Annotated in this window: 25 protein-coding genes; 9 read left to right on the top strand and 16 right to left on the bottom strand. The window is 62.5% G+C overall.

Features of this window, described 5'->3' with window-relative positions; translation table 11 throughout:
* Nucleotides 1-184: 184 nt before the first annotated feature.
* The 3 genes from AC0L2B_RS16505 to AC0L2B_RS16495 all read left to right on the top strand — a co-directional run bounded on the left by AC0L2B_RS16505 (nucleotide 185) and on the right by AC0L2B_RS16495 (nucleotide 1840).
* Nucleotides 185-685 carry a type III secretion system chaperone family protein gene (locus tag AC0L2B_RS16505; protein ID WP_006202532.1) on the top strand — a complete coding sequence of 167 codons (501 nt, stop codon included), beginning with the start codon at nucleotides 185-187 and terminating at the stop codon, nucleotides 683-685.
* Nucleotides 686-703: 18 nt separating this feature from the next.
* A complete protein-coding gene (locus tag AC0L2B_RS16500) occupies nucleotides 704-1063 on the top strand; it encodes a tRNA-binding protein (RefSeq protein ID WP_027151061.1) in 360 nt (119 codons plus the stop codon).
* 333 nt (nucleotides 1064-1396) lie between these two features.
* The gene (locus AC0L2B_RS16495; protein ID WP_023799881.1) at nucleotides 1397-1840 is read left to right on the top strand and encodes a YybH family protein; all 444 of its coding nucleotides are present in this window, start codon (nucleotides 1397-1399) and stop codon (nucleotides 1838-1840) included.
* Nucleotides 1841-2070: 230 nt separating this feature from the next.
* Here AC0L2B_RS16495 and AC0L2B_RS16490 read toward each other — a convergent pair whose 3' ends face one another.
* From AC0L2B_RS16490 to AC0L2B_RS16475, 4 genes are all read right to left on the bottom strand, one after another.
* Entirely contained in the window at nucleotides 2071-3156 is a 1086-nt protein-coding gene (locus AC0L2B_RS16490) for a glycosyltransferase family 4 protein (RefSeq protein ID WP_287120864.1), read from the bottom strand.
* A 207-nt stretch (nucleotides 3157-3363) separates the two neighbouring features.
* Nucleotides 3364-4776 (bottom strand): ATP-binding protein, encoded by a 1413-nt coding sequence (locus tag AC0L2B_RS16485; protein WP_091598380.1) that lies wholly within the window; start codon nucleotides 4774-4776, stop codon nucleotides 3364-3366.
* A gap of 52 nt (nucleotides 4777-4828) precedes the next feature.
* Nucleotides 4829-5548 (bottom strand): response regulator, encoded by a 720-nt coding sequence (locus tag AC0L2B_RS16480; protein WP_287057208.1) that lies wholly within the window; start codon nucleotides 5546-5548, stop codon nucleotides 4829-4831.
* Nucleotides 5535-6068 carry a MarR family winged helix-turn-helix transcriptional regulator gene (locus AC0L2B_RS16475; RefSeq protein WP_031255243.1) on the bottom strand — a complete coding sequence of 178 codons (534 nt, stop codon included), beginning with the start codon at nucleotides 6066-6068 and terminating at the stop codon, nucleotides 5535-5537. The genes AC0L2B_RS16480 and AC0L2B_RS16475 overlap by 14 nt, the downstream gene beginning before the upstream one ends.
* A gap of 243 nt (nucleotides 6069-6311) precedes the next feature.
* Here AC0L2B_RS16475 and AC0L2B_RS16470 point away from each other — a divergent pair, with 243 nt between their 5' ends.
* From AC0L2B_RS16470 to AC0L2B_RS16460, 3 genes are all read left to right on the top strand, one after another.
* Entirely contained in the window at nucleotides 6312-7205 is an 894-nt protein-coding gene (locus AC0L2B_RS16470; protein WP_091598375.1) for a branched-chain amino acid aminotransferase, read from the top strand.
* A gap of 145 nt (nucleotides 7206-7350) precedes the next feature.
* Nucleotides 7351-7668 (top strand): hypothetical protein, encoded by a 318-nt coding sequence (locus AC0L2B_RS16465; RefSeq protein WP_473746096.1) that lies wholly within the window; start codon nucleotides 7351-7353, stop codon nucleotides 7666-7668.
* A gap of 263 nt (nucleotides 7669-7931) precedes the next feature.
* Entirely contained in the window at nucleotides 7932-8573 is a 642-nt protein-coding gene (locus tag AC0L2B_RS16460; RefSeq protein ID WP_473746095.1) for an MBL fold metallo-hydrolase, read from the top strand.
* A gap of 113 nt (nucleotides 8574-8686) precedes the next feature.
* Here the strand turns inward: AC0L2B_RS16460 and AC0L2B_RS16455 are convergent, their stop codons facing one another.
* From AC0L2B_RS16455 to AC0L2B_RS16445, 3 genes are all read right to left on the bottom strand, one after another.
* A complete protein-coding gene (locus tag AC0L2B_RS16455; protein WP_128186644.1) occupies nucleotides 8687-9103 on the bottom strand; it encodes a BA14K family protein in 417 nt (138 codons plus the stop codon).
* 232 nt (nucleotides 9104-9335) lie between these two features.
* Nucleotides 9336-9548 carry a cold-shock protein gene (locus tag AC0L2B_RS16450; RefSeq protein WP_006202521.1) on the bottom strand — a complete coding sequence of 71 codons (213 nt, stop codon included), beginning with the start codon at nucleotides 9546-9548 and terminating at the stop codon, nucleotides 9336-9338.
* 255 nt (nucleotides 9549-9803) lie between these two features.
* A complete protein-coding gene (locus AC0L2B_RS16445; RefSeq protein WP_023799871.1) occupies nucleotides 9804-10016 on the bottom strand; it encodes a cold-shock protein in 213 nt (70 codons plus the stop codon).
* A gap of 501 nt (nucleotides 10017-10517) precedes the next feature.
* Between AC0L2B_RS16445 and AC0L2B_RS16440 the strand changes: the two genes are divergently transcribed.
* Nucleotides 10518-10919 (top strand): Kazal-type serine protease inhibitor family protein, encoded by a 402-nt coding sequence (locus tag AC0L2B_RS16440; protein ID WP_473746094.1) that lies wholly within the window; start codon nucleotides 10518-10520, stop codon nucleotides 10917-10919.
* Between the two features lie 87 nt (nucleotides 10920-11006).
* Here the strand turns inward: AC0L2B_RS16440 and AC0L2B_RS16435 are convergent, their stop codons facing one another.
* The 4 genes from AC0L2B_RS16435 to AC0L2B_RS16420 form a co-directional block, all read right to left on the bottom strand.
* Complete coding sequence (locus AC0L2B_RS16435; protein WP_473746093.1) at nucleotides 11007-12560, bottom strand: EAL domain-containing protein; 1554 nt, start codon at nucleotides 12558-12560, stop codon at nucleotides 11007-11009.
* Nucleotides 12561-12729: 169 nt separating this feature from the next.
* Complete coding sequence (locus AC0L2B_RS16430; RefSeq protein WP_473746092.1) at nucleotides 12730-12867, bottom strand: hypothetical protein; 138 nt, start codon at nucleotides 12865-12867, stop codon at nucleotides 12730-12732.
* 50 nt (nucleotides 12868-12917) lie between these two features.
* Nucleotides 12918-13166 (bottom strand): hypothetical protein, encoded by a 249-nt coding sequence (locus tag AC0L2B_RS16425; protein ID WP_287316615.1) that lies wholly within the window; start codon nucleotides 13164-13166, stop codon nucleotides 12918-12920.
* A complete protein-coding gene (locus AC0L2B_RS16420) occupies nucleotides 13163-13429 on the bottom strand; it encodes a hypothetical protein (protein WP_027151071.1) in 267 nt (88 codons plus the stop codon). The genes AC0L2B_RS16425 and AC0L2B_RS16420 overlap by 4 nt, the downstream gene beginning before the upstream one ends.
* A gap of 382 nt (nucleotides 13430-13811) precedes the next feature.
* Here AC0L2B_RS16420 and AC0L2B_RS16415 point away from each other — a divergent pair, with 382 nt between their 5' ends.
* Nucleotides 13812-14006 carry a hypothetical protein gene (locus AC0L2B_RS16415; protein ID WP_287171604.1) on the top strand — a complete coding sequence of 65 codons (195 nt, stop codon included), beginning with the start codon at nucleotides 13812-13814 and terminating at the stop codon, nucleotides 14004-14006.
* 246 nt (nucleotides 14007-14252) lie between these two features.
* Entirely contained in the window at nucleotides 14253-15836 is a 1584-nt protein-coding gene (locus AC0L2B_RS16410; protein ID WP_473746091.1) for a tetratricopeptide repeat-containing sulfotransferase family protein, read from the top strand.
* A gap of 7 nt (nucleotides 15837-15843) precedes the next feature.
* Here the strand turns inward: AC0L2B_RS16410 and AC0L2B_RS16405 are convergent, their stop codons facing one another.
* The 5 genes from AC0L2B_RS16405 to uvrB form a co-directional block, all read right to left on the bottom strand.
* On the bottom strand, nucleotides 15844-16197 hold the full coding sequence (locus AC0L2B_RS16405; protein ID WP_091598357.1) for a DUF1428 domain-containing protein: 354 nt from the start codon (nucleotides 16195-16197) through the stop codon (nucleotides 15844-15846).
* 185 nt (nucleotides 16198-16382) lie between these two features.
* Complete coding sequence (locus AC0L2B_RS16400; protein WP_091598521.1) at nucleotides 16383-16811, bottom strand: VOC family protein; 429 nt, start codon at nucleotides 16809-16811, stop codon at nucleotides 16383-16385.
* Between the two features lie 186 nt (nucleotides 16812-16997).
* Nucleotides 16998-17183, bottom strand: coding sequence for a hypothetical protein (locus AC0L2B_RS16395; protein WP_023799860.1), 186 nt, complete (start codon nucleotides 17181-17183; stop codon nucleotides 16998-17000).
* A 104-nt stretch (nucleotides 17184-17287) separates the two neighbouring features.
* Nucleotides 17288-18817 carry an ABC-F family ATP-binding cassette domain-containing protein gene (locus AC0L2B_RS16390; protein ID WP_473746090.1) on the bottom strand — a complete coding sequence of 510 codons (1530 nt, stop codon included), beginning with the start codon at nucleotides 18815-18817 and terminating at the stop codon, nucleotides 17288-17290.
* Nucleotides 18818-19258: 441 nt separating this feature from the next.
* Entirely contained in the window at nucleotides 19259-22471 is a 3213-nt protein-coding gene (uvrB, locus tag AC0L2B_RS16385; protein ID WP_473746089.1) for an excinuclease ABC subunit UvrB, read from the bottom strand.
* Between the last annotated feature and the right edge of the window lie 28 nt (nucleotides 22472-22499).

Here is a 22499-nt window from a genome sequence, read left to right as displayed (position 1 = left end):
TCACGCGACTCCCGATCAATAGACTGAATTTGTTGCATGATTCGGAGCAGGGTCATGCGCCGGGCGGTGGGGTCCGGTCTGGGGTCTTTGTGCGTTGACGAAGTCCCGGCCGTCCGAGTTCTAGACAAAATTGTTCGTTGTGGGTGCCCCGCCGGCCGAGGCGAAGGAACGACAGGAAGCATTCATGGAACTTCTCGAACTCGAATTCTCGCGCGAAATCCATCCGGTGGATGTTATCGAGCAGGTGGCGCACAACAACGACTGGTCCTTCGAACGGGCCGGCGACGACGAGATTTCGATTTCGGTTGCCGGAAGCTGGACCGACTACCACGTCTCATTTTCCTGGATGGAGGATTTCGAGGCGCTGCATCTGGCCTGCGCTTTCGACATCAAGGTGCCGGAGGCGCGCGCGCTCGAAGTGATGCGGCTGCTTTCGCTGATCAACGAGCAGATGCTGTTCGGCCATTTCGACCTCTGGGAGCAGGAGGGCGCGATCATGTTCCGCCAGTCGCTGCTGCTCGCCGGCGGGGTCGAGCCGTCGAGCCAGCAGGTCGAGGTGCTGCTGTCGTCGGCGCTGGAAGCCTGCGAATGCTACTTCCAGGCGTTCCAGTTCGTCGTCTGGTCGGGAACCTCGGCCAAGGATGCGCTGGCCGGCGTCCTGTTCGAGACCTACGGAAACGCCTGAGCCAGGTCCTGACCCGCCATGAGTTCGAGCAGCCAGCGCAAGCCCGAGATCAGCTTCGCCGATTTCGACCGGGTCGACATTCGCGCCGGCACGATCGTCGAGGCCGAGCCGTTTCCCGAGGCGCGCAAGCCGTCGATCAAGCTGAAGATCGATTTCGGCGCCGACATCGGAGTGAAGAAATCGTCGGCGCAGATCACCAAATACTATGCGCCCGAGACGCTGATCGGCCGGCAGGTGTTCGCGGTGGTCAATTTTCCGCCGCGGCAGATCGGCCCCTTCATGTCGGAAGTGCTGACGCTTGGCTTTCCCGACGAGGAGGGCGCGGTCGTCCTCGGTGCGATCGAACGCAGGGTGCCTGACGGCGGCCGACTGTTCTAGCTTCGTCATCTACGGGCGGAGCGGGAGCGAAGCCGACGCGCAGACTTTCCTTGGCCGCTCCAGGGTTGATCTCAAGAAGCGCGTGGTCTCCCCAAAAGTCGTGATCACCAGAAACCTCGGCCGCAGTATCGCGACCACGCCGAATGCCCGCGAATGAACCGAGGGTGCCTACAGTCTTGACCTGCACGTGATTGCCGTTCTCGGCGACAACATCGATTGAGTTTTCGTTGTGGGCGGCCACCCCAAACGGAATAGTCGACAGCCCAACGGCCCAGGCGTATTGTTTTGACGCGGCATCTGTCGAGCTGTGCCGCCAATTCTCGGGAGGATACGATGGTTCGACTGCTGACTGCGATTTTCGCTGTGCTTTCCCTTTGCCTCTTTTCGTGGTCGCCCGCCAACGCTGACCCCGTCGACGATCAGGTGAAAGCCGCTTACGTGGCCTGGGACGCTGCGTTCAACAAAGCAGACGCAAAGGCGGTTGCGGCGTTCTACACCGACGACGCGATCTTCTTGCCCGCCACCCATGACGTCATCAAGGCACCGGACGGGGTCGAGAAATTCTTTGGCGGCCTCTTCGGCATGGGAGTGACAGGCCACAAGCTCGAACTGATCGAAGCAGGAGGTGACGGCAACCTGCTGTTTGGCACGGCGAAATGGTCGGCCAAGGGTAAAGACGCCAATGGTGCGGATCAGCCGTGGGCCGGGGTGGCAACCCACGTCTTCGAAAAGCAGGCAGATGGCAGCCTGAAACTGCGGCTGCACACCTTCAACTGATCGACGGCGTTCTCTGCTTTCCGACGGGAGGGGTCCGTTACCGGGTCGCTGCCCCAGCTAGCGCAGTCACGATCCAGTCGGACGCCAAGAGCTGCACCCTGGCTCGCGCAAGTAATTGAGATCGATCAGCGCCTCCGCTTCCCTGGTTTCGGCAAAGCGTTCCGGATGGACCTGTGGAGCCGCCGCCGCCTCAACCCAACAAGTTCTTCACCGAAGGGGCCGCTCGCAGGTCACGAAATGGATCCTCGGGTCTGCGCGCCGGCGTTGCCGCCGCTTCGCCCGTGGATGACGAAAGGTGGTGTCAGTTTTCGCTGGCTGCCCAGCGCCTCTCCAACCGTTTCCAGGAACATCTCCGCGCAGGCCTTCCAGCTGTAGCGCATGGCCCGTTGGCGCGCCTCTTCGCGGTCGACGTCGAGCGCGGCGAGCGCGGCCTCACGCAAATCGTTCGACACCGCTCCGCCGACGCCGTCGCCGACAATGTCGATCGGCCCGGTCACCGGATAGGCTGCGACCGGCGTGCCGCTGGCCAGCGCCTCGATGATGACATTGCCGAACGTGTCGGTGCGGCTGGGAAAAATGAAGACATCGGCCGAGGCATAGATTTCGGCCAGTTCGTCGTTCGGGCGGTGGCCAAGGAAATGGGCATCGTTGTATCTGCCCTTGAGCCTGGCCAACTCAGGTCCCTCGCCGACGACCACCTTGCTGCCGGGCAAATCCAGGTCGAGGAAGGCGGCCAGGTTCTTTTCGATCGCGACGCGGCCAACGCAGAGGAAGATCGGTCGCTCGAGCCCCATATCCTTTTTCTTGTCCGGCCGGAAATGGTCGGTATCGACGCCGCGCGTCCATGGCCTGAGCTTGGTGAAGCCGCGCGCCGCCAGATCGTCCGCCAGAGACTGGGTGGCGACCAGCGTGCCTTGTCCGGAATTGTGGAAATCGCGAAGCCAGCGATAGGCCCAGGCTTCCGGTATTGGCAGCCGCGCGCTCAGATATTCCGGAAAGCGCGTGTGATAGCTTGTGGTGAACGGCCGGCCTGCCTTGCGGCAATAGCGCCGCGCCATGATACCGAGCGGGCCTTCGGTGACGATATGGATATGATCGGCATTGCGCGCTTCGATCAGGCGCGCCACGCGGCCTGGCGTCGTCAGCGCCAGCCGGATGTCCGGGTAGGTCGGCAGCGGCAAGGTGCGAAAGATATTCGGGGTCAGGAAGTCCGTCTCGACGTCGAAGGATTTCAGGGTTTCTGAAAGCCGTTCCAGCGTATGGACAACGCCGTTGACTTGCGGGCGCCAGGCGTCGGTGACCATCAGGATGCGCATAGCAGGCCTTTGCGTGAAAGGTCGTCGGTTTCCTTGATGTGGGGCCGCAAGGCCGAATCAATCGGGATCACGCGCTTCATGCGCGCTCTTCAGCATGGTTTCATGACGCGCCGATGAAGGCAGTGCCGAAGGTCGTCTACAACCACCTGAAAGCACGATGCGTAGCTTCAACGTGTTAGTGCGCCCAAGGACGCAGCGTCATTCTAATCAGGCCGGAACCTTGATGACGGCGCGCAAGCCGCCGAGCGGACTCTTGTCGAGCATGATGTCGCCGCCATGGCTGCGGGCAATGTCGCGTGCGATGGCAAGGCCAAGGCCGGTGCCGCTGGCATCGAGGTTGCGGGCTTCGTCAAGCCGCACGAAAGGCTTGAACACGTGCTCGCGCTTTTCAGGCGGAATGCCCGGACCGTCGTCGTCGATGGTGACGAGCAGCGAGCCGCGGCCGTGGTTGGCGTTGATCTCAACCGTCTTGGCGTAACGGAAGGCGTTGCCGACGACATTGGACAACAGCCGGGCAAAGGCGTGGGGCCGGACATGCACATTTGGATCGCCGGCGAGCGAGGTCGACAGTTTGCGCTTGCGCAGCGTCGCCTCCTCGCCGAGCTTGTCGAAATAGGCTTCAAGGTTGAAACGGCCGGCGTCTTCCGTTGCCTCGCCGCGGGCAAAGGCGAGATAGCCTTCCAGCATGGACTGCATGTCGTCGATGTCCTGGCCGAGCGCCTCGGTGTCGGCCTTGGTCCCGGTCAGCGCAAGCTGCAGCTTGAAGCGCGTGAGGATGGTCCTCAAATCGTGACTGACGCCGCTCAGCATGGCGGTGCGCTGTTCGAGCTGGCGTTCGATGCGTTCGCGCATCTGGATGAAGGCAAAGCCGGCGCGGCGAACCTCCTCGGCACCGCGCGGGCGGAAATCGAGCGGCATCGGCCGGCCCTTGCCGAAACTTTCGGCGGCCTCGGCCAGCGTCAGGATCGGCCGGATCTGGTTGCGCAGGAACGGGATGGCAATCATCAGCAGCACCAGCGAGGTGCCGACCATCCAGATCAGGAAAATGTGCGTGTTCGAGGCATAGGCCTGGCTGCGGCGCACGAAGGCGCGCAGCACCTTGCCTTCGAGCTGGACGCGGACCTCGATGATATTGGAATTGCCGACCGTATCGATCCAGAACGGACGGTTGATCTGATGGGTGATCTCGGACGAGAGAATTTCGTCGAGGATCGAGAAGAACGGCTTTGGACCGGGCGCCGGCAGAGGATCGGGCGGCAGCAAGTCGATCTTCAGCTGCATGCGATCCTGCGCGATGCGGATGATGTTGGCGTAGTCGGCGTCGTGCGGATAGGTTTCCACCAGGTCGACGATCGCGGCAATGTCGCGGACCGTGGCCTGCGACAGGCGCTGCGTCACGGTCTGCCAGTGGCGTTCCATGAAGACAAAGGCGAGGACCGATTGCAGCAGGATCATCGGCGCGATGACGATGATCAGCGAGCGGGCATAGAGCCGCTTCGGCATGTAAAGCGAAACCAGGCGCCAGAACCGTTTCCAGGCAAGCGGCACGGCCTTCAGCGCCCGCCTGGCGCGAGCGCTCAAGCCGCGATCTCCCGGCCGTTCCAGTTGCGTGGTCGCCATTCGCCCTTTTTGCTCATCCGCAGCCGCTCGACAAGGGGCTGCGGGCGGCAGTCTATTCCACGCTGAGCCGATACCCAATACCGCGCACGGTCTGCAGCCAGACCGGATTGGACGGATCGCGCTCGATCTTGCGGCGCAGCCTGTTGATCTGGACGTCGATGGTGCGCTCGCCGACTTCGGATTCGTCGCCGACAAGTTCATGACGCGGTATCGTTTCCCCGGCCCGGGCCGCGAAGATCGCCAGGATCTCCTGCTCGCGGTCGGTCAGCTTCAGAGCCTCGCCGCCGCGCTTGAGTTCCCGCCTGGCGATCTGGAACGTGTAAGGCCCGAAAACCAGCTGCTCGACCTTGGGCGTCGTTGCAGGACCGCCGCGGCGCAGGATGTTGTTGATGCGCAGGATCAATTCTCGGGGATCGAAAGGCTTCGGCAGATAGTCGTCGGCGCCGGCCTCGAGCCCGGTGATCCGGCTGTCGGTCTCGGACAGCGCGGTAAGCATCAGGATCGGCACGTTCTTGGTTGCCCGCAATGCCTTGGCGAGATCGACGCCGGTTTCGCCCGGCATCATGATATCGAGCACGAGCAGATCGAAATCGAGGCCGGCGAGCTTGCGCCGCGCTTCGCCGGAATTTCCGGCAACAGTGACGCGAAAGCCGTTTTCGGTCAGATATTGTTTGAGAAGATTGCGGATACGGGTATCGTCATCAATCACCAGCAGATGCGGCGCATCGTCGTCCGGTGCTGCCGGTTGATCAACCCTGTCAATGGTCTCCATGGCTTTTCCCTGACGTTTTTGCGGGCACAATGTCGATCTGCGCCCTTAGTTCCGGATTGACCATCGCTTCCAGGAAGCGCTCGATCAAGGCGCGTTCGGTGGCTCCGGAATCTTCCAATGCAGCATGGATGCGGCGTGACTGTGGCCGTGCCAGCGCCAGCGCCAGGGCGCGACCCTTGGCTGTCGGATAGAGCTCGCGCTGGCGGCGGTCGCGCGGACCCTGCAACTGGACGATGTGGTCGGTATCGATCAGTTGCTTGAGCACGCGCGCCAGGCTCTGCTTGGTGATCTTCAGCACGTCGAGGAGTTCGGCGACCGTCAGGCCCGGCCTGCGATTGACGAAATGCAGGACCCGGTGATGGGCGCGGCCGAAACCATAGTCGGACAGGATCTGGTCCGGATCGGAGGTAAAATCGCGATAGGCGAAGAAGAACAGTTCGATGATGGCAAAGTCGATGCCGTCCTCGTCGGTGATCGCCGTCCTGATCGGTTTTCCGGCTGGGTGGCTGCGATCCGTCATCTTTTCTCCGTGCGAAAGGGAAATTATGTCAGTACTATTGACGTAATTTCCCGGCAATGGTAATTTTTGACAAGCTTTTCGGCGGATTGCGAACGAAAAGGCAAGGGAAAGCCGTTTTTCCGGAACTTCCTGTGTTTGCCAGACCTTATATATCCGCCTACGCTTCGAGATAGTGGCCGCCCGGTGCGGCTGACAAGAAACGCGCAACGATAATGTGCGGGCGGCCGCCCGCGGGAGGTTACCATGGCATCCGTTCCCTTTGACCAAATGGACGGCTTTATCTGGATGAACGGCGAGTTCGTCCAATGGGCCGACGCCAAGATCCACGTGCTGACCCATGGCCTGCACTACGCCAGCGCGGTCTTCGAGGGCGAACGCGCCTATGGCGGCGAGATTTTCAAGCTGACCGACCACAGCGAGCGCCTGCACGAATCGGCACGCCTGCTCGGCTTCAAGATTCCCTATTCGGTTGCCGAGATCGACGACGCCTGCCGCACGCTGTTGAAGAAGCAGGGTTTTCAGGATGCCTATGTCCGGCCGATCGCCTGGCGCGGCAGCGAACAGATGGGCGTCTCGGCGCAAAACAGCCGGATCAACTGCGCCATCGCCATCTGGCAGTGGCCCAGCTATTTCGATCCGGCACAGAAGCTGAAGGGCATCCGCCTCGATCTGGCCGAATGGCGCCGCCCCGATCCGCGCACCGCGCCGTCGAAATCGAAGGCTGCCGGCCTCTACATGATCTGCACCATGTCCAAGCATGCCGCCGAAGCCAAAGGCTATGCCGACGCCATGATGCTCGACTGGCGCGGCCAGGTTGCGGAAGCAACCGGCGCCAACATCTTCTTCGTCAAGGACGGCAAGATCCACACACCCACCCCCGATTGCTTCCTCGACGGCATCACCCGCCGTACAGTCATTGGTCTTGCCAAGGATCGCGGCTTCGAGGTGATCGAGCGCACCATCATGCCGGAAGAACTCGAAGGCTTCCAGCAGTGCTTCCTCACCGGAACGGCGGCCGAGGTGACGCCCGTTTCAGAGATCGGTCCATACCGATTCGAGGTGGGCGAAATCGCCAAGACTCTGATGAACGACTATTCTGCAGCCGTTCAACCCAAGCATGCGATTGCCGCAGAATAACGAAAGTCACAACTTTTTTAACAAGTAGGGGCGGTTTTCGGACTGCCCCTTTTATTTAAGCACCTCGGCATTTGACTTTCGTCCAGTTCGGCGTCTCATGATGCTGTCGGCCCGGGAGGCTGGCAGCTATGGAGGGACTGGTAATATGGACATGAACACGCTTCTTCAGATCATTGTTCAGGTGATTATGGGTGTCATTGGTGGCCAGTCGGTGGGCGCCGCGCTCAAGACAGCGGCAATGGGGCAGCTTACCAAAATCCTCGGCGGCGCCCTTGGCGGCGTCGGCGGTGCGGCCATCCTCGGCAGCCTGCTCGGCGGTGGCACGATCGATCCGGCTGCAGCCGCAGCGGCAACGGGCGGATTGGGCAGCGCGCTGAATGTCCAGAACATCCTCGGCGGTGCCGGTGGTGGCGCCATTCTGACGGCCATCATCGGCGCGGTCATGAACGCGACGAAGAAGTAAGCCAAATGCATGTCGCGCAAAAGCATGCCCTCCAGGGCCTGACCCGAGGTGCGCAGCGGTTTTGCGATAACGATATGCATAAAAACAATAACCTAAAGCGCGTCGCATGAATCCATTCAGCCGCGACGCGCTTTAGCGGTTTCGGGCTTTGCGTGGGCGGCTTCGGCCGCCCATTTCATTTTTGCGTTGTCGCGACAGCCGGATGCGGTGGACGACGTTCGCGTGTGTCTCTAAATCAGAAGCGACACAGCGAAAGGACGATCATGGGTCAGCTCAACGCCGGCATCGTGCCGGTCACGGCCTTCCAGCAAAACTGCACCATCCTCTTCGACATGGACGACAGGCAAGGCGTCGTCGTCGATCCCGGCGGCGACATCGACAAGGTGCTGGCAGTGCTCAAGGACAATGCGATCAACGCCGGCGCGATCTGGATCACGCATGGTCACATCGACCACGCCGGCGGCGCCATGGAGCTGAAGGACGCGCTCGGTATCGAGATCATCGGCCCGCATGAGGCCGACCGTCCGTTGCTTGCCAATCTCGAGAAGCAGGCGAAACACTACGGCATCACCGAGCCGGTGCGCAACTGCGTGCCCGACCGCTTTCTCGGCGAAGGCGATACCGTCTCGTTCGGCCAGCACGCGTTCGAAGTCTTTCATTGCCCGGGCCACGCGCCCGGCCATGTCGTCTACTACAATCGTGCTGCGAAGTTCGCCCATGTTGGCGACGTGTTGTTCCGCGGCTCGGTCGGGCGCACCGATCTGCCGGGCGGCGACCACGCCGCGTTGATCGCCTCGATCAAGGACAAGCTTCTGCCGCTCGGCGACGACATCGGCTTCATCTGCGGCCATGGTCCCGGCGGCCGCTTCGGCGAGGAGCGCCGGAGCAACCCCTTCCTGATTTAAAGGCGTCGTGGCTGCGGAGCTTCACGCGGCGCGCGTCGGTCTCTCCTTTCCTTATGACGCCGAAAAAAAAGCGCTGGCCTTGCGGACAGCGCTTTTTGGGGGGCAGGGAAGCCTCAGTTCGCGGTGCAGAAATGCTGTTCGCCGTCATAGCCGGTGAACGTGCCGGTGCGGGCGTTGAAAGACCGATAGCGATCCGAACAATATTCATACCAGCCACGGGTCCATGGCTCGGCATAGCCGTCATTGTAGACGACCCGCGGTTCCGCGTAGTAGCGGCGCACCGGGGCGGGCCGTGGATAACGACCATAATCGTCATAGCCGGGGTCGTAATAGCTGGGCTGCGGGTTGTTAAGCGCACCAACGATCAGGGCGCCGGCCGCGAGGCCAAGGACGCCTGCCGCGATCGCATCGCCATTACCACGATGGTGGTGCCGGTGGCGCCAGTCACCAGCGCTGGCCGCCGGCAAGGTCGCGAGCGTGGTTGCAACAATTGCGGCGGACAGGACGGCGGTCTTGAAAATTCGGTTCATCTCGGTCTCCTTCATGCCGGCCCGGGTAATCTGCGGCCCGGGTAATCTGGGGGATGCGGTCCGGCTTTACCGAAGATTAATAGGTGACCGTGGCTGAACGGGGGCTGAACGAAATTGGCGGGCTGGGACCAGTCGATTCATCGATCAGGCATGGCGCAAGGCACAAATATCGTATGCTCAACAAGGAGCGGAGCTGCGTCAGCGGATCGTCCGACGCTGTCTCGAACTCGGCTCAGCCGATCGACAGGTTGACGGCTTTCGGACCCTTGCCGCGCTTGTCCGGCTCGGTGTCGAATGTTACCTTCTGCCCATCCTCAAGACCGGGAAGACCCGACGCCTGCACGGCCGAAATATGGACGAAGACATCCTTCGCGCCATCATCCGGCGTGATGAAGCCGAAGCCTTTGGCATGATTGAAGAATTTGACGGTGCCGGTCTGCGGCATGGGAAGCTCCTTTGATCCCATCAAGTCCAGTCTCGGGCCGGCAAATGCCCGAGTGGAAATTTGTCGTTTATTTTAGCGCCATCGGCAAGAGAAAGTTTTGCGAGCAGTGGCTTGCCGCCCTGCCACGAAAAAAGGCGCGACGAAACCGCCGCGCCTTCGAAACTCGGGTCCGGCGCTGAAAGCCGGTTCAAGGCCTTTGGAGCGGCCTCGGGCTCGTTCCTGGCACGTCCGCGCGGACGTGCGCGCGCCGACGATTCAGTCCGCGCGGAGATTGACCGCCTTCGGTCCCTTGCCCATGCGGTCGGGCTCGACATCGAACGTGACCTTCTGGCCATCGACGAGCGTGCGCAGGCCCGAAGCCTCGATCGCGGAGATGTGAACGAACACATCCTTGGCGCCGTCATCTGGCGTGATGAAGCCGAAGCCTTTGGTAGCGTTGAAGAATTTAACGGTGCCGGTCTGGGCCATTGGGGAAACTCCTTCACCCGTGTCAGTCTTTGTGGTTTGCCCGCCGCCTGACGCCGTGGGCAAGTCCCGGTGGTTGCTTCGGCAGTCATGCATTGGCGCATGGTCAAAACCCCCCGCCGAAAAACGGGGCCGTCAGAGATTCACAGTATCGGGGAAAGGTCGTCCAAAACGTTCCGCTCTCCGGGTCGCAAATGCCCGAACACAAAATTTATCGCACGGAAACGCGGTGGTTGCAAGGTAGCGCCGACGGCCGCTCATGGGCGCGTCCGCACGCACGGCATCGACAAAGCGGTGTTCTCGCCCGGTGGTCGTCGGCCATAGCCCCGCCACGCAGGCTGGGAGCCTGCAAACAGGGGTTGCATTCGGCGGGTGGAATGGCGAGGATCGGCTTCATTTTTTGGCATGCCGTTGTCCCAAACCGCTTCGCACCCTCGGGTCAGAGTCCTGTGGGCATGCTTTGGGTGACATGCATTGGAGCGGGGGCTCGAGGGAGGTCTGGTGATGAAATTTCCTGCGGCAATCTTCTCGCGACAGGGTTTTGCCATCCTGTTGCTGTCGGCGGTTCTTGCAGCCTGTACCGCGGTGGTGGTGGAGGAGGACGGACCGGGGTACCGCCCGCCTCGGCCCGAGCCGCAATTTTGCACCAGACAATATGATCCGGTCTGCGCCCGGCGCGGTGGCGACCGCCAGACCTTCGCCAATGCCTGCCTTGCCGAGCGGGCCGGATATCGCATCATCAGCGACGGCCGGTGCCGCGACGGTGGCGGTGATGGAGAGCAGACATTCTGCACGCGCGAATACCGCCCGGTCTGCGCCCGCCGCGGCAGCGCGTTGCGCACCTTCCCCAACGCCTGCGAGGCTCGCGCCGCCGACTATCGCATCGTCGACGACGGTCCCTGCTGAGAGGCTGGTTTCCTCCCCGTCTCCGGGCGGGGAGGCTCATCCATCAACTGGGGGCAGCCGCGCGAGCGCAGCTGGCGGCTCTTGCTTCTACGCCGGCAGCCTGGCCTTACGGCAATAGGCGATGAACTCGGCCGCGGGCATAGGTTTGGCAAACAACCAACCCTGACCATAGTCGACGTCGCGTTCCATCAGATAGTCGACCTGTGCCTGTGTCTCAACGCCCTCGGCAATGATCTTCAGCTTCAGCGTCTTGGCCATGTCGATGATATGCGGCGTGACGGAACTGGTGGCCGAATCCGTAGCGATCGTGTCGATGAACGACTTGTCGATCTTCAGCGCATCGAGCGGCAGGCCCTCGAGATGGGACAGGCTCGAATAGCCTGTGCCGAAGTCGTCGATTGCGACCGCATGGCCAAGCTCGCGGGCGCGAATGACGGTCGAACGCGCTGAATCGACGTCGACGAAACCGCGCTCCGTCGCCTCCAGCCAGATCTGCCGAGGCTGAATTCCGGTGTGCTGCAGGGCCTTTTCGATGACCGGAAGGACCCTTGCCGTTCTGACGTCGGCCGGGCTGAGATTGATCGCGATGTGGAGCGAACGATTGGCGACAAGAAGTTTTTTCAGGTCCAAAACAACAAGGGCGATGATCTGGTCAGTGATTGCCGCGATCAGGCCGCTCTCTTCGGCCAGCGGGACGAAAAGATCGGGCCGGACCAGCGAGCCGTCGGGTCGTCTCCAGCGCGCCAGCGCTTCGGCACCCACGCAATTGCCTGTCCTGAGCGCGACGATCGGCTGATAGTGGACGATAAACTCGTGCTTGCGCACGGCAATCTGCAATTCTCCAAGCGGCGACAGCCGCCGCCGTGACAGCCAGACAACCATGCCGATGATGAAGGCGGCGATGAAAGCGCCGAGGGGAAGCAACAGCAATTGCCGCCGACGCACGCTGTCGACAATCTGGCTTTCCGGTTCGGTGGCGACGGCAATCCAGTCCGTCCCGCGCACCGCGGCAAACAGATGACCGTCATCCAGGCCTTTGCCCGGGTCGGCGATGATCTTGCCGATGCGGGCAGGATCAGGCCCGTTCAGCGCGCTGAGCAGGACGCCCGTGTTTGTCGCGAGGGCAAGCTGAACGTCGGGATCGACGACGATGTCGACAAAGCGCAGGGGGTCGATAAGGACATTATGGCGCTTGTACTGCAGGGCCATCAGCGGATGGTCCTGGTTGGCCAGGGGCCGTATCCGGGCAGTAACGGCAACGCCGTCTGCAGCGGTGAAATCCGGTGCGGCTTGCGCAACGCTTCCTTCGGTCGGTCCCCAGGATGTGCATTTGAGCAGGCCGTTTTCGAAATAGCCCATTTCTTCGATCGAGCGCGTGTTGATGGTGAGCCGCCGCATGCGGGCAATGTGGTCCACCGAACAGCGGTCGCCGGTGAACCGGTCGATCTCCCGCAACGCGCCGGCTGCATCCTTGAGGGATATGCTGGCCCTGGCGATCGCGCGGTTGGCGAACAGCTCCAGCCGCTCGTGTTCTTCTTGAACCGCCAGGACCCATGAAAAGTGGAACATCGCCGCGATGGGCACTATCGCCCCGAGCAGGGCCAGCACCACCGCAGTCACGATGATGCGCGACCTGTCCATGTGCGCCTCCCTGCCTTCGGCTGCGAGCGACGATTTCGCGCGCGGCCCGCCAGGCAGCCAACCGTGATCGGGCCCGGTTCCAGCGGACCTTATAGGGCTTCGAAATTACGTGATCTTTAATCCAGCCCGCGATGGCTGGATGAATGCAGGGCTGCTCATCCGTCCGCCGCTAGCCCTTGGACTTCGGTTTCAAACCGGCTTCCGCCTGCTTCACAGCCGAGCCGAAGGGGGAGATCGGTTTTGCCGCCGTCTTGTCCTTCTTGGGCTTGCGTGTCTCGCGGTTGCTGCGCTGTTGACCCTTGGCCATTTCCTGGTCCCTCGTGATTGATGAACATGGTGGCGACGGTTGATGGGCGGCTAGCTGTTTGGATCGTCGGCCACTTCGAGATTGTCTTCCGTGGTGACCCGCTCATGGGTCTCCTCGTTGCTGCGGATGCGGTATTGCGGCGAGCCGTCCTTGACCGGCAGCCTGCTTTTGATCTGGAACAGTTCGGCGGTCTTCTGAACAAGGCCGGTGCGGCTCTTCATGCGAACGGTCTGGCCGATCGCGAAAAGATGCGCAGGGGTGTCGGTGCGCGGGCGCGCGTTCTGCTGGAAGCGGATCATGCGGCATTCTCCTGGTCCCGCCTCAGCGCGGTTTCGAGTTCGGCGAAGTCGATGGCGACCAATTGGCTGGTCTGGCTTTTCACCGTCCTTGCCGGCAGGTGGATGAATGTGGCGACACGGCGCCAGGCAAGCCACGAGATGCCATCGACAAGCTCCTCATCGTGGTCGATGTCGTAGTCGCCGGCCGGCAATTGTCCTTCCAGGCCGCCAATCATGAAGGGTGCCTCGAAATGCGCGATGGAATGGGTAGTTCGGCCAGACATTCTCGTGCCTCGAAGTGTCGTCTTGGATCCGATAGGGTGGTGCCCGCTTCGCGGCACCGGGACCTAAGGTCGTGGGTCCCTGTTCGGCAATTTGGGTATCGGCAATTTGGGTATCGGCGATCTGGAATGAGTTTGGCGGGTCGAGAACTTCTGACCCGCGAGATGCCAAGCTTGGCCCAAAAAACGATCTCAATTCACTAATCCCAAAATGCGGTTTATTCAAGAAGATTCCAGCCCGTCGCCGACCTTGTCGTAAATTTACTTTTCTAGGGCTATTTGGGAAATGGTGATACGGTCCGGAAACTTCACAAGAATTGTTTGAGATTGTGCCGGAAAAATTCATCCCGGCTTCGATTTTTATTTACATCTGAAAGGAAAAATCATGTTTTCCGTGAAAACACCTGATGGTTCGACCGTAACCATCAAGCCGATTGTCAAGCAGGTCGCCGGGCCTGCGAAAGTCGTGTCGGCACGGCTGACGATACGAAGTGACGAGGCAGCAAGGCGCAGGATCGCCGATACCGACGGCACGCTGCGGCGGGCCAGACAGGTTGCGGAGACCAACCGCCTGATCTGACACGGCCGGCCCATGAACCCAGGATTTCCGGCAAGCTGGCCTGCGAACCCTTGAACCTGCCGCGCCGATGGCTTAGATCGCGGCAGGCGGACAAAACACGGCAGGTTTCCCATCAACAGAGATCCGAGAAGACCGGCAGGCGCGGGCGGCAATTTCGGCTCAGGCGGACAGCCGCCGCTGGGGCTCGACCAGCGCGTGCAGCAGGCACTGCAATTGCATCAGGCGGGGCGCCGGCAGGAAGCCGAGATGCTCTACCGGCAGGTGCTGGCGCAAAAGGCCAATCATGCGGCGGCAGCACATTTTCTCGGTTTGCTGCTGCACCAGACCGGGCGCAGCGCCGAAGGACTTGATCTCCTCGAACAGTCGGTGCGCCTGCAACCCAAGAATCCAGATTTCCTCAACAATCTCGGCACGGTGATGCGCGACCTCGGCCGTGTCGGTGCAGCCGTCGATTTCTTCCGTGGCGCGGTGGCAATCCGGCCGGAGCAACTCGCGGCGCGCGACAATCTCGGCTCCTCGCTGAAGCAACTCGGCCAGTTCGAGGGCGCGGAGGAGATCTATCGCGGCACCATCGGCCGCAACCCGTTCCATGTCCGCGCCCGCATCGGGCTTGCCGAAACGCTGCAGGAGGCTGGGCGGCTCGACGAGGCGCTCGCCGTCTTCCGCGAAGCATTGGCAATTCGGCCGAAGGACGCCGACCTGCTGCACGGGCTGGGCGTCGGGCTGATGGAGAAGGGCAGCCTCGCAGAGGCAGCGGAGCATTTCCGGCAGGCGCTGGCGGTCGATCCCGGCATGGCCAGGGCCTGGCTGCTGCTCACCCAGGTCAAGCGCCAGCAGGAGCGCGACGCCGAGCTTGCCGGGATGGAGGAGCAGCACGCCAAGGCGCCGGACGGCAGCCTGGCGCGCATGCAGCTTTCGTTCGGCCTCGGCAAGGCCAATGACGATCTCAAGGATTATGGCCGTGCCTTCGATTATTTCGCCGAAGGCAATGCCATCCGCCGCATGGGCATCGACTATGATGCGGACAAGACACGCGCCGAATTCGAAACGATGAAGGCGGTGTTCGACAAGGCCTTCTTCGACAAGCACAGACCGAGCGGGATTGCCGACGACACGCCGATCTTCGTCGTCGGCATGCCGCGCTCCGGCACCACGCTTGTCGAGCAGATCATCGCCAGCCACCGCCAAGTCTATGGCGCGGGCGAGCTCGGCATTTTGAAGACGGCGGTGGGAAAACAGTTTCCGCCTGGTATGAAGGGCGGTTTCCCCAGCGGGATTGCCGACATGCCCGACAAAGCCTTTGCCGAGGCAGGCCAGGCCTATCTGGACCTGCTGCACGCCCGCTATCCGGGTTTCCGGCATGTCACCGACAAGATGCCCGGCAATTTCCTTTTGGTCGGCTTCATCCATCTGATGCTGCCCAAGGCCAAGATCATCCATTGCGCGCGCGACGCGGCGGCGACCTGCCTGTCGATCTACAAGGTGCATTTCCGCGGCGACAGCCACCGCTACGGCTACGACCTCGGCGAGCTTGCCGATTTCCACAATCTCTACACCGACATCATGGCGCATTGGCGCACCGTTCTGCCTGATGTCGTGCATGATGTGCGCTACGAGGATTTCGTCGCCGACCAGGAAGCGCAGACGCGGGCGCTGATCGCCTATCTCGGCCTGCCATGGGACGATGCAGTGCTGTCGTTCCACGAGACCGACCGGCCGGTGCGCACGGCGTCGGCGGCGCAGGTGCGCCAGCCGATGTACCAGGGCTCGGTCGATCTGTGGAAGCGCTATGGCGACCGGCTCAAGCCGCTGCTCGACCGGCTGGCGTAATGCGGGCCTACAACTCAATGAAGGGCTGAAAGCCGCCGAAGATCATGCGCTTGCCGTCGAACGGCATCGCCGACCAGTCGGACTTCAGCCGCTCATCGGCCATGACCTTGGCCATCACCGCATCGCGGCTCTGCCGCGATTCATAGACGACCCACGAGAAGACGACGATCTCGTCGTCCTTGGCCTGCACGGCGCGCGGGAACGAGGTCATTTCGCCATAGGGCACGTCGTCGCCAATGCACTCGACATAGGCAAGCGCGCCATGCTCCATCCAGACAGTGCCGCCCAGCCGCGCCATTTCCTTGTAGGCATCGAGATTCGCCTTGGGCACGGCGAGTACGAAACCATCGACATAGGACATTGTGGTTCTCCTTGTTGGATTTTCCTTCTCCCCTTGTGGGAGAAGGTGGCCGAGCGAAGCTCGGTCGGATGAGGGGTGTTCCAGGGAAACACCAACGTCTCGTTTCTTCCAGCACCCCTCATCCGTCTCGGCGCTGCGCGCCGATCCACCTTCTCCCACAAGGGGAGAAGGAAAAAACGGTGGCGCTACGCCGCCTTTACTGGCGCGTTCATCGCCCACTCCACGCCGAAGGGATCAGTCAACTGACCCCAGCGATCGCCCCAGAACATCACCTGCAGCGGCGTGCCGACCTTGCAACCGGCATCGATGGCGCGCTGCCACCAGGCGTCGATGTCGTCGCTGCCGAGATGCAGCTGCATGGTGAAGCCCTGCGGCTTCACCGGGGCCATTCCGTGCTCGGGATAGAAGTCGGAAATCATCAAGGTCGAACCGTTGATGTGGAGATGGATGTGCATCGTCCGGCCCTGCTCGTCCGGCGGGTAGAAGAACACCTGCTCGGCGCCGAACGCCTTCTGATAGAATTCCGAAGCCTTGAAGGCGCCGTCCAGTTGAAGGTAGGGCGTCAATCCGCCGAGGACTTTCGCTTTAGGCTGGGTTTGGGGCTGGTCGTTCATCTTTTTGCTCCTCTCTGCGTTTGGTTTGACCTTGCGGACCACAGGACGAATGAAGCGGATGCGATCCTACACGTCAGATGCATTTTTTAATGCCGGGACCAAATGCGCCGGACCGCCGGCGGTTGGAGTGACCCTGGGCGACGCGCAGGGCTGATGACGGCGCCGCTGCGGCCGGTTGGTCTCTTATCATCTTGCCTCGGACAGGGAGATTGCAATCCGGCGGCTGTTTTGCGCGTCGACGACGATCTCCGGCCAGCCGATGTCCTTGCGCAGTTCGATCGGCAATGAAAGCAGGGCGCGCTCGCTGCGGTAGCGGGCGCGAGCCGCCGAGTAACGGGTCGCTATGCGACCTACGGATGACAGAATGGACATGATGCTCTCTCCTCGATTGGCGCCGGCATCACCGTGTCGGCATCCCAAGGACGTGGCGCGCGGCCATGATCCGACAGAGCGTCAGATTTTTTTGCCGCAAAGCTTCAACCGTCCGCTTCTGCCACCGATCGGAAGAAGTCTTCAGGATTGTCGATCTCGGCCAGCCGCCGCTTCTCGATCAGCCAGAAACGGTTGCCGATCGCCCTGATAAAGGAGCGGTCGTGCGATGCCAGCACGCAACTCGCCTGATGGCCGAGCAATTCCGCCTCCAGCGCCTCCTGGCCGTCGATGTCGAGATGGTTGGTCGGCTCGTCGAGCAGGTAGAAGTTGGGATTGGCGAGCCTGAGCGCCAGCATCATCAGCCGCGCCTTCTGTCCGCCCGACAGCACGCCGATCCTGCGCTCCTGCATGTCGATGCTGACGCCTGCGCCCGCCAGCAGCGAGCGGGCGCGCTGCTCGCCGACATCGAATCGGCGCGAGAGCATCGCCAGCGGCGTGTCGTCGCCGCTGATGCCCGACAATGCCTGGTCGCTGTAGCCGAGCACCGTCGACGGCGTCACCTTCACGCCTTGTATTGCTGTATCTGGCTCGACGACGGCATCTCTGATCAGGCTGATCAGCCGCGACTTGCCGACGCCGTTGCGGCCGAGCAGCACGATGCGGTCGCCTTGGCAGATGTGGCGCTTGCCGATCCTGAACAGCAGCGTGCCGTCAGGCGTTTCGACCGCCACGTCGTCGATCGTGATCAGCACCTTGGCATGGGTGCCGCGATTGGCGAGCTTTATCGCGCCGGCCGATTTTTCGCGGTGCGCCGGTGCTGCGACCTCCTCGAGGCGCTGGGCGCGCTGGTTGAGCTGCTTGGTCTTGACCGTCAAAAGGTCGCTGCCCGAATTGATGCCGATGTTGTTGAGCTTGGCCGCCTGCCGGCGCAATTGCTGCGCCACCTTCATGTCGCGCTGGAACTTGCGCTCGGTCGAGGCGTCGACTTCGCTCAACGCATCGCGCGCCCGCGAATAGGGCAACGAAAATACCGGCGACTGCTCGGGGCGCAGGAACAGCGTCCGGTTGGTCGTTGCGTCGAGGAAAGCCCGATCGTGGCTGGCGATCACCACCGGCACCTCGCGCGGCAGTGCGTTCAGCCAGGTTTCGAGCTGGCTGATCTTGGCGAGGTCGAGATGGTTGGTCGGCTCGTCGAGAAGCAGGACATCGGGATCGGTGACCCAGACGCGGGCGATCAGCGCCAGTCTTTGCCAGCCGCCGCTCAAGGCCCGCATCGGCCGCTCGCGCATCGGCTGCGGCACGTCGAGTGAATCGAGAACGACATCGACGCGCCATTGCTCGCTTTCGGCCTGCTCGGCCGGCAAGGCGTCGGCCACCACCTGCTGAAAGCCTCGCTCGGCCAATGCTGCGGGAATGGCTTGCTCGACATAGCCGACGCGCAGGCCGCGCGTGCGGGTGATGTCGCCGGATGTCGGCTCCATCTCGCCGGTCAGGCACTTCAGCAAGGTAGACTTGCCGCGGCCGTTGGCGGCGACGATGCCGAGCCGGTCGCCGGTGCCGATGCTGAGATCAAGGTTGGAGAAGAGCGGCGCACTCATGGTGACGCCGAGGGACTTGAGGCTGATCAGGGCCATGTTGGTTTCTCTGGTCTGCCCGGAATGAATTCCGGTTCGATGCACTTTGACGGTGCGCAGGCTGGCCATCAGGCTCGGCGTTGCAGCACCACGAAGGGCAGGACCAAGAAAATCGAAGCGGGAGAACCCGGACCGTCTCTGGTCAGCCCTGCAAGCAAGCTCGCAGGGCAGGGACAGGGCCGCGCTGACGGTGGTGGGAAAACAACACGCAGCCCTCCTTTCAAGACGTTCGAGTTGTAGAACTGGCTACACCAGGGGAGGGGCCGATGGCAAGTGGCTATGCTCCACCTTCTCCCCTTGTGGGAGAAGGTGGATCGGCGCGCAGCGCCGAGACGGTTGAGGGGTGCTGGACGGAGCACCGCTTTTGCCAAGTTGGAACACCCCTCATCCGACCGAGCTTCGCTCGGCCACCTTCTCCCACAAGGGGAGAAGGGAAGCTCGCTACCGTCCCGGCCTGCCCGTCTTACCCGGCCGGCGCTTTTCACGGCGGGCATCGGCTGGATCTTCGTAGGAGCCGATGCCGGCGCGCTGGCGGACAACTGGCTTGGCCGAACCGTCGCGTTCCTTCGCGCCCACTTGGGGGGAGATCGGCTGTGGCTTGGCCGGCACTTTTCCCTCAACAGGCTTTTCAGTCCGTCGCACCGTCATTTCGTCGAGCGAGTTCTTCTTGAACAGCGGCTTGGTCGGCTCGCCGGGGATGCCGAAATCGGAGCCGTGCGCCTCTTCGGCCGACTGTTTCTTGAACAGCGAGCGCGACACCGCCCCGGCCGGCGTCGGCATGTCGGTGCCCGGGCCCATGGCGTCGAGCGAGGGTTTGGCGAAGAGCGGCTTTTTGACCGGCACGGCGCCGTCGGCGCCCATCTCGTCGAGCGCGGGCTTGCGGAACAGACCCTTGCCGTCATCATCCACCGTGCGGTGGATGGCGCGGCCCTTGTTGTGCTTGCCCTTTTCGCGGCCCGAAACCGGGCTTTCCATGTCGGCATATTTGGCCAGCGGATCGTCGGAGATGGACAGTTCCATCTCGCGCAGCCGCTTGATCTCGTCGCGGATGCGGGCCGCCTTCTCGAAATCGAGATTGGCGGCGGCATCGCGCATCTGCTTGTCCATCGCGTCGAGATGGGCTTTCAGATTGTTGCCCATCATCGCGCCGGCGCTGTCGGTGAACTGCGAGATGTCGGCGCGGACGTGGTCCTTCTCGTAGACCGAGTCCAGGATGTCGGAGATGCGCGACTTGACCGATTCCGGGGTGATGCCGTTGGCCGCGTTCCACTCCATCTGCTTTTCGCGCCGGCGGTTGGTCTCGGCCATCGCCCGCTCCATCGAGCCGGTGACCTGGTCGGCGTAGAGGATGACCTTGCCGTCGACGTTTCGGGCGGCACGGCCGATGGTCTGGATCAGCGAGGTTTCGGAGCGCAAAAAACCCTCCTTGTCGGCATCGAGAATGGCGACGAAGCCGCATTCGGGGATGTCGAGGCCTTCGCGCAAAAGGTTGATGCCGACCAGCACGTCGAAGGCGCCGAGGCGCAGGTCGCGCAGGATCTCGATGCGCTCCAGCGTGTCGATGTCGGAGTGCATGTAGCGGACGCGAATGCCCTGCTCGTGCAGATACTCGGTCAGGTCCTCGGCCATGCGCTTGGTCAGCACGGTGACCAGCGTGCGGTAGCCGGCTTTTGTCGTTTCGCGGATTTCGCCGACGACGTCGTCGACCTGGGTCTTGGCCGGGCGCACCTCGACCGGCGGGTCGATCAGGCCGGTCGGGCGGATGACCTGCTCGGCAAAGACGCCGCCGGACTGCTCCATCTCCCAGGCGCCGGGCGTCGCCGAAACCGCGACCGAAAGTGGGCGCATGGCGTCCCATTCCTCGAAACGCAACGGCCGGTTGTCCATGCAGGACGGCAGACGGAAACCGTACTCGGCCAGCGTCGCCTTGCGGCGAAAGTCGCCGCGATACATGCCGCCGATCTGCGGGATGGTGACGTGGCTTTCGTCGATGAAGACCAGCGCATTGTCGGGGATGTACTCGAACAGGGTCGGCGGCGGATCGCCCGGCTGGCGGCCGGTGAGATAGCGCGAATAGTTCTCGATGCCGGCGCAGGAGCCGGTGGCTTCCAGCATCTCGAGGTCGAAGCGGCTGCGCTGCTCCAGCCGCTGCGCCTCGAGCAGGCGTCCGGCGCGCTCGAGTTCGACCAGCCGCTGCTTGAGCTCTTCCTTGATCGACTTGATAGCCTGATTCAAGGTCGGGCGCGGCGTCACATAGTGCGAATTGGCATAGATCTTGACGCTCTTCAATTCGCCGGTCTTCTGGCCGGTCAGCGGGTCGAATTCGGTGATCGCCTCGATCTCGTCGCCGAACAGCGAAATACGCCAGGCGCGGTCTTCCAAGTGGGCCGGAAAAATCTCGATCGTGTCGCCGCGCACGCGGAACGAGCCGCGCACGAAATTGATATCCTGCCGCTTGTATTGCTGCGCGACGAGATCGGCGAGCAGCGCGCGCTGGTCGAGCCGGTCGCCGATCTGCATCTGGAAGGTCATCGCCGTGTAGGTCTCGACCGAGCCGATACCGTAGATGCAGGACACCGAGGCGACGATGATGACGTCGTCGCGCTCCAGCAGCGAGCGCGTCGCCGAATGGCGCATGCGATCGATCTGCTCGTTGATCGACGATTCCTTTTCGATGAAGGTATCCGTCCGCGGCACATAGGCTTCCGGCTGGTAGTAGTCGTAGTAGGAAACGAAATACTCGACGGCATTCTCCGGGAAGAATTTCTTGAACTCGGAATAAAGCTGCGCGGCCAGCGTTTTGTTGGGGGCGAGGATCAAGGCAGGGCGCTGCGTCTCCTCGATCACCTTGGCCATGGTAAAGGTTTTTCCCGAGCCGGTGACGCCGAGCAGCACCTGGGTGCGGTCGTTGTCGTTGACGCCCTCGACAAGGTCCTTGATCGCCGTCGGCTGGTCGCCGGCCGGCTCGAAATCCGACACCATCTTGATGGCAATGCCGCCTTCGGATTTTTCGGGCCGGGCTGGGCGATGCGGCGTCCACAGCACGCCGTCCTTGTGCAGCGGGTTGCCGGACTCGATCAGCGCCGACAGCGCCGCCACGGTGGCGGTGACGCCGCCGGAGGCCATGGTCTCGGCTTCCTCCAGCGAAACATCGAGGCCGGCAACCGGATTGAGGCCGGCCGCGGTTCGCTCCCGCGCCGAAGCCGCGCCGCCCATGGAGGTGCCGCGCGCCGTGCGGCCAGGGGAAGAGGAGCGTTCAGGGATCTTTTTCGCCTTGGCGACTTCCCTCCCCCTTGAGGGGAGGGTGGCGGCGGAACCGCCGGGTGGGGTCGGTGCGGCCGGGCTCGACGTGCCCTCATGTTGAGCGCCTCCTTTGCCGACCCCCTCTGTCGCCTTCGGCGACATCTCCCCCTCAAGGGGGGAGACTTGGCGCCCTTCCTTTTCGGCTTCCTGCTCGATCTGCTCGGCCCAATCGGCGATCGAGCCGGTCAGCGGCGTGCCTGAGAATTCGGTCTGCGGCGCCTCGGCAAAGCCGCCCTTGTGCAATGGCTCCGACGCATCGAGGAAATCGGTCAACGGGCTGCGCCGCTTGGGCGGCGAAGCACGATCGTCACGCGCCGGCGGCGGCGTCTTTTTGTCAGGAAGTTTGGCCATGCCCCGAATATGGGAGGTATCGGCCAAA

It is taken from the genome of Mesorhizobium sp. WSM4815 (genome assembly GCF_055811575.1).
Note: the sequence above shows the minus strand (reverse complement) of the source record. Positions and strands in the feature narration are given on the sequence as shown.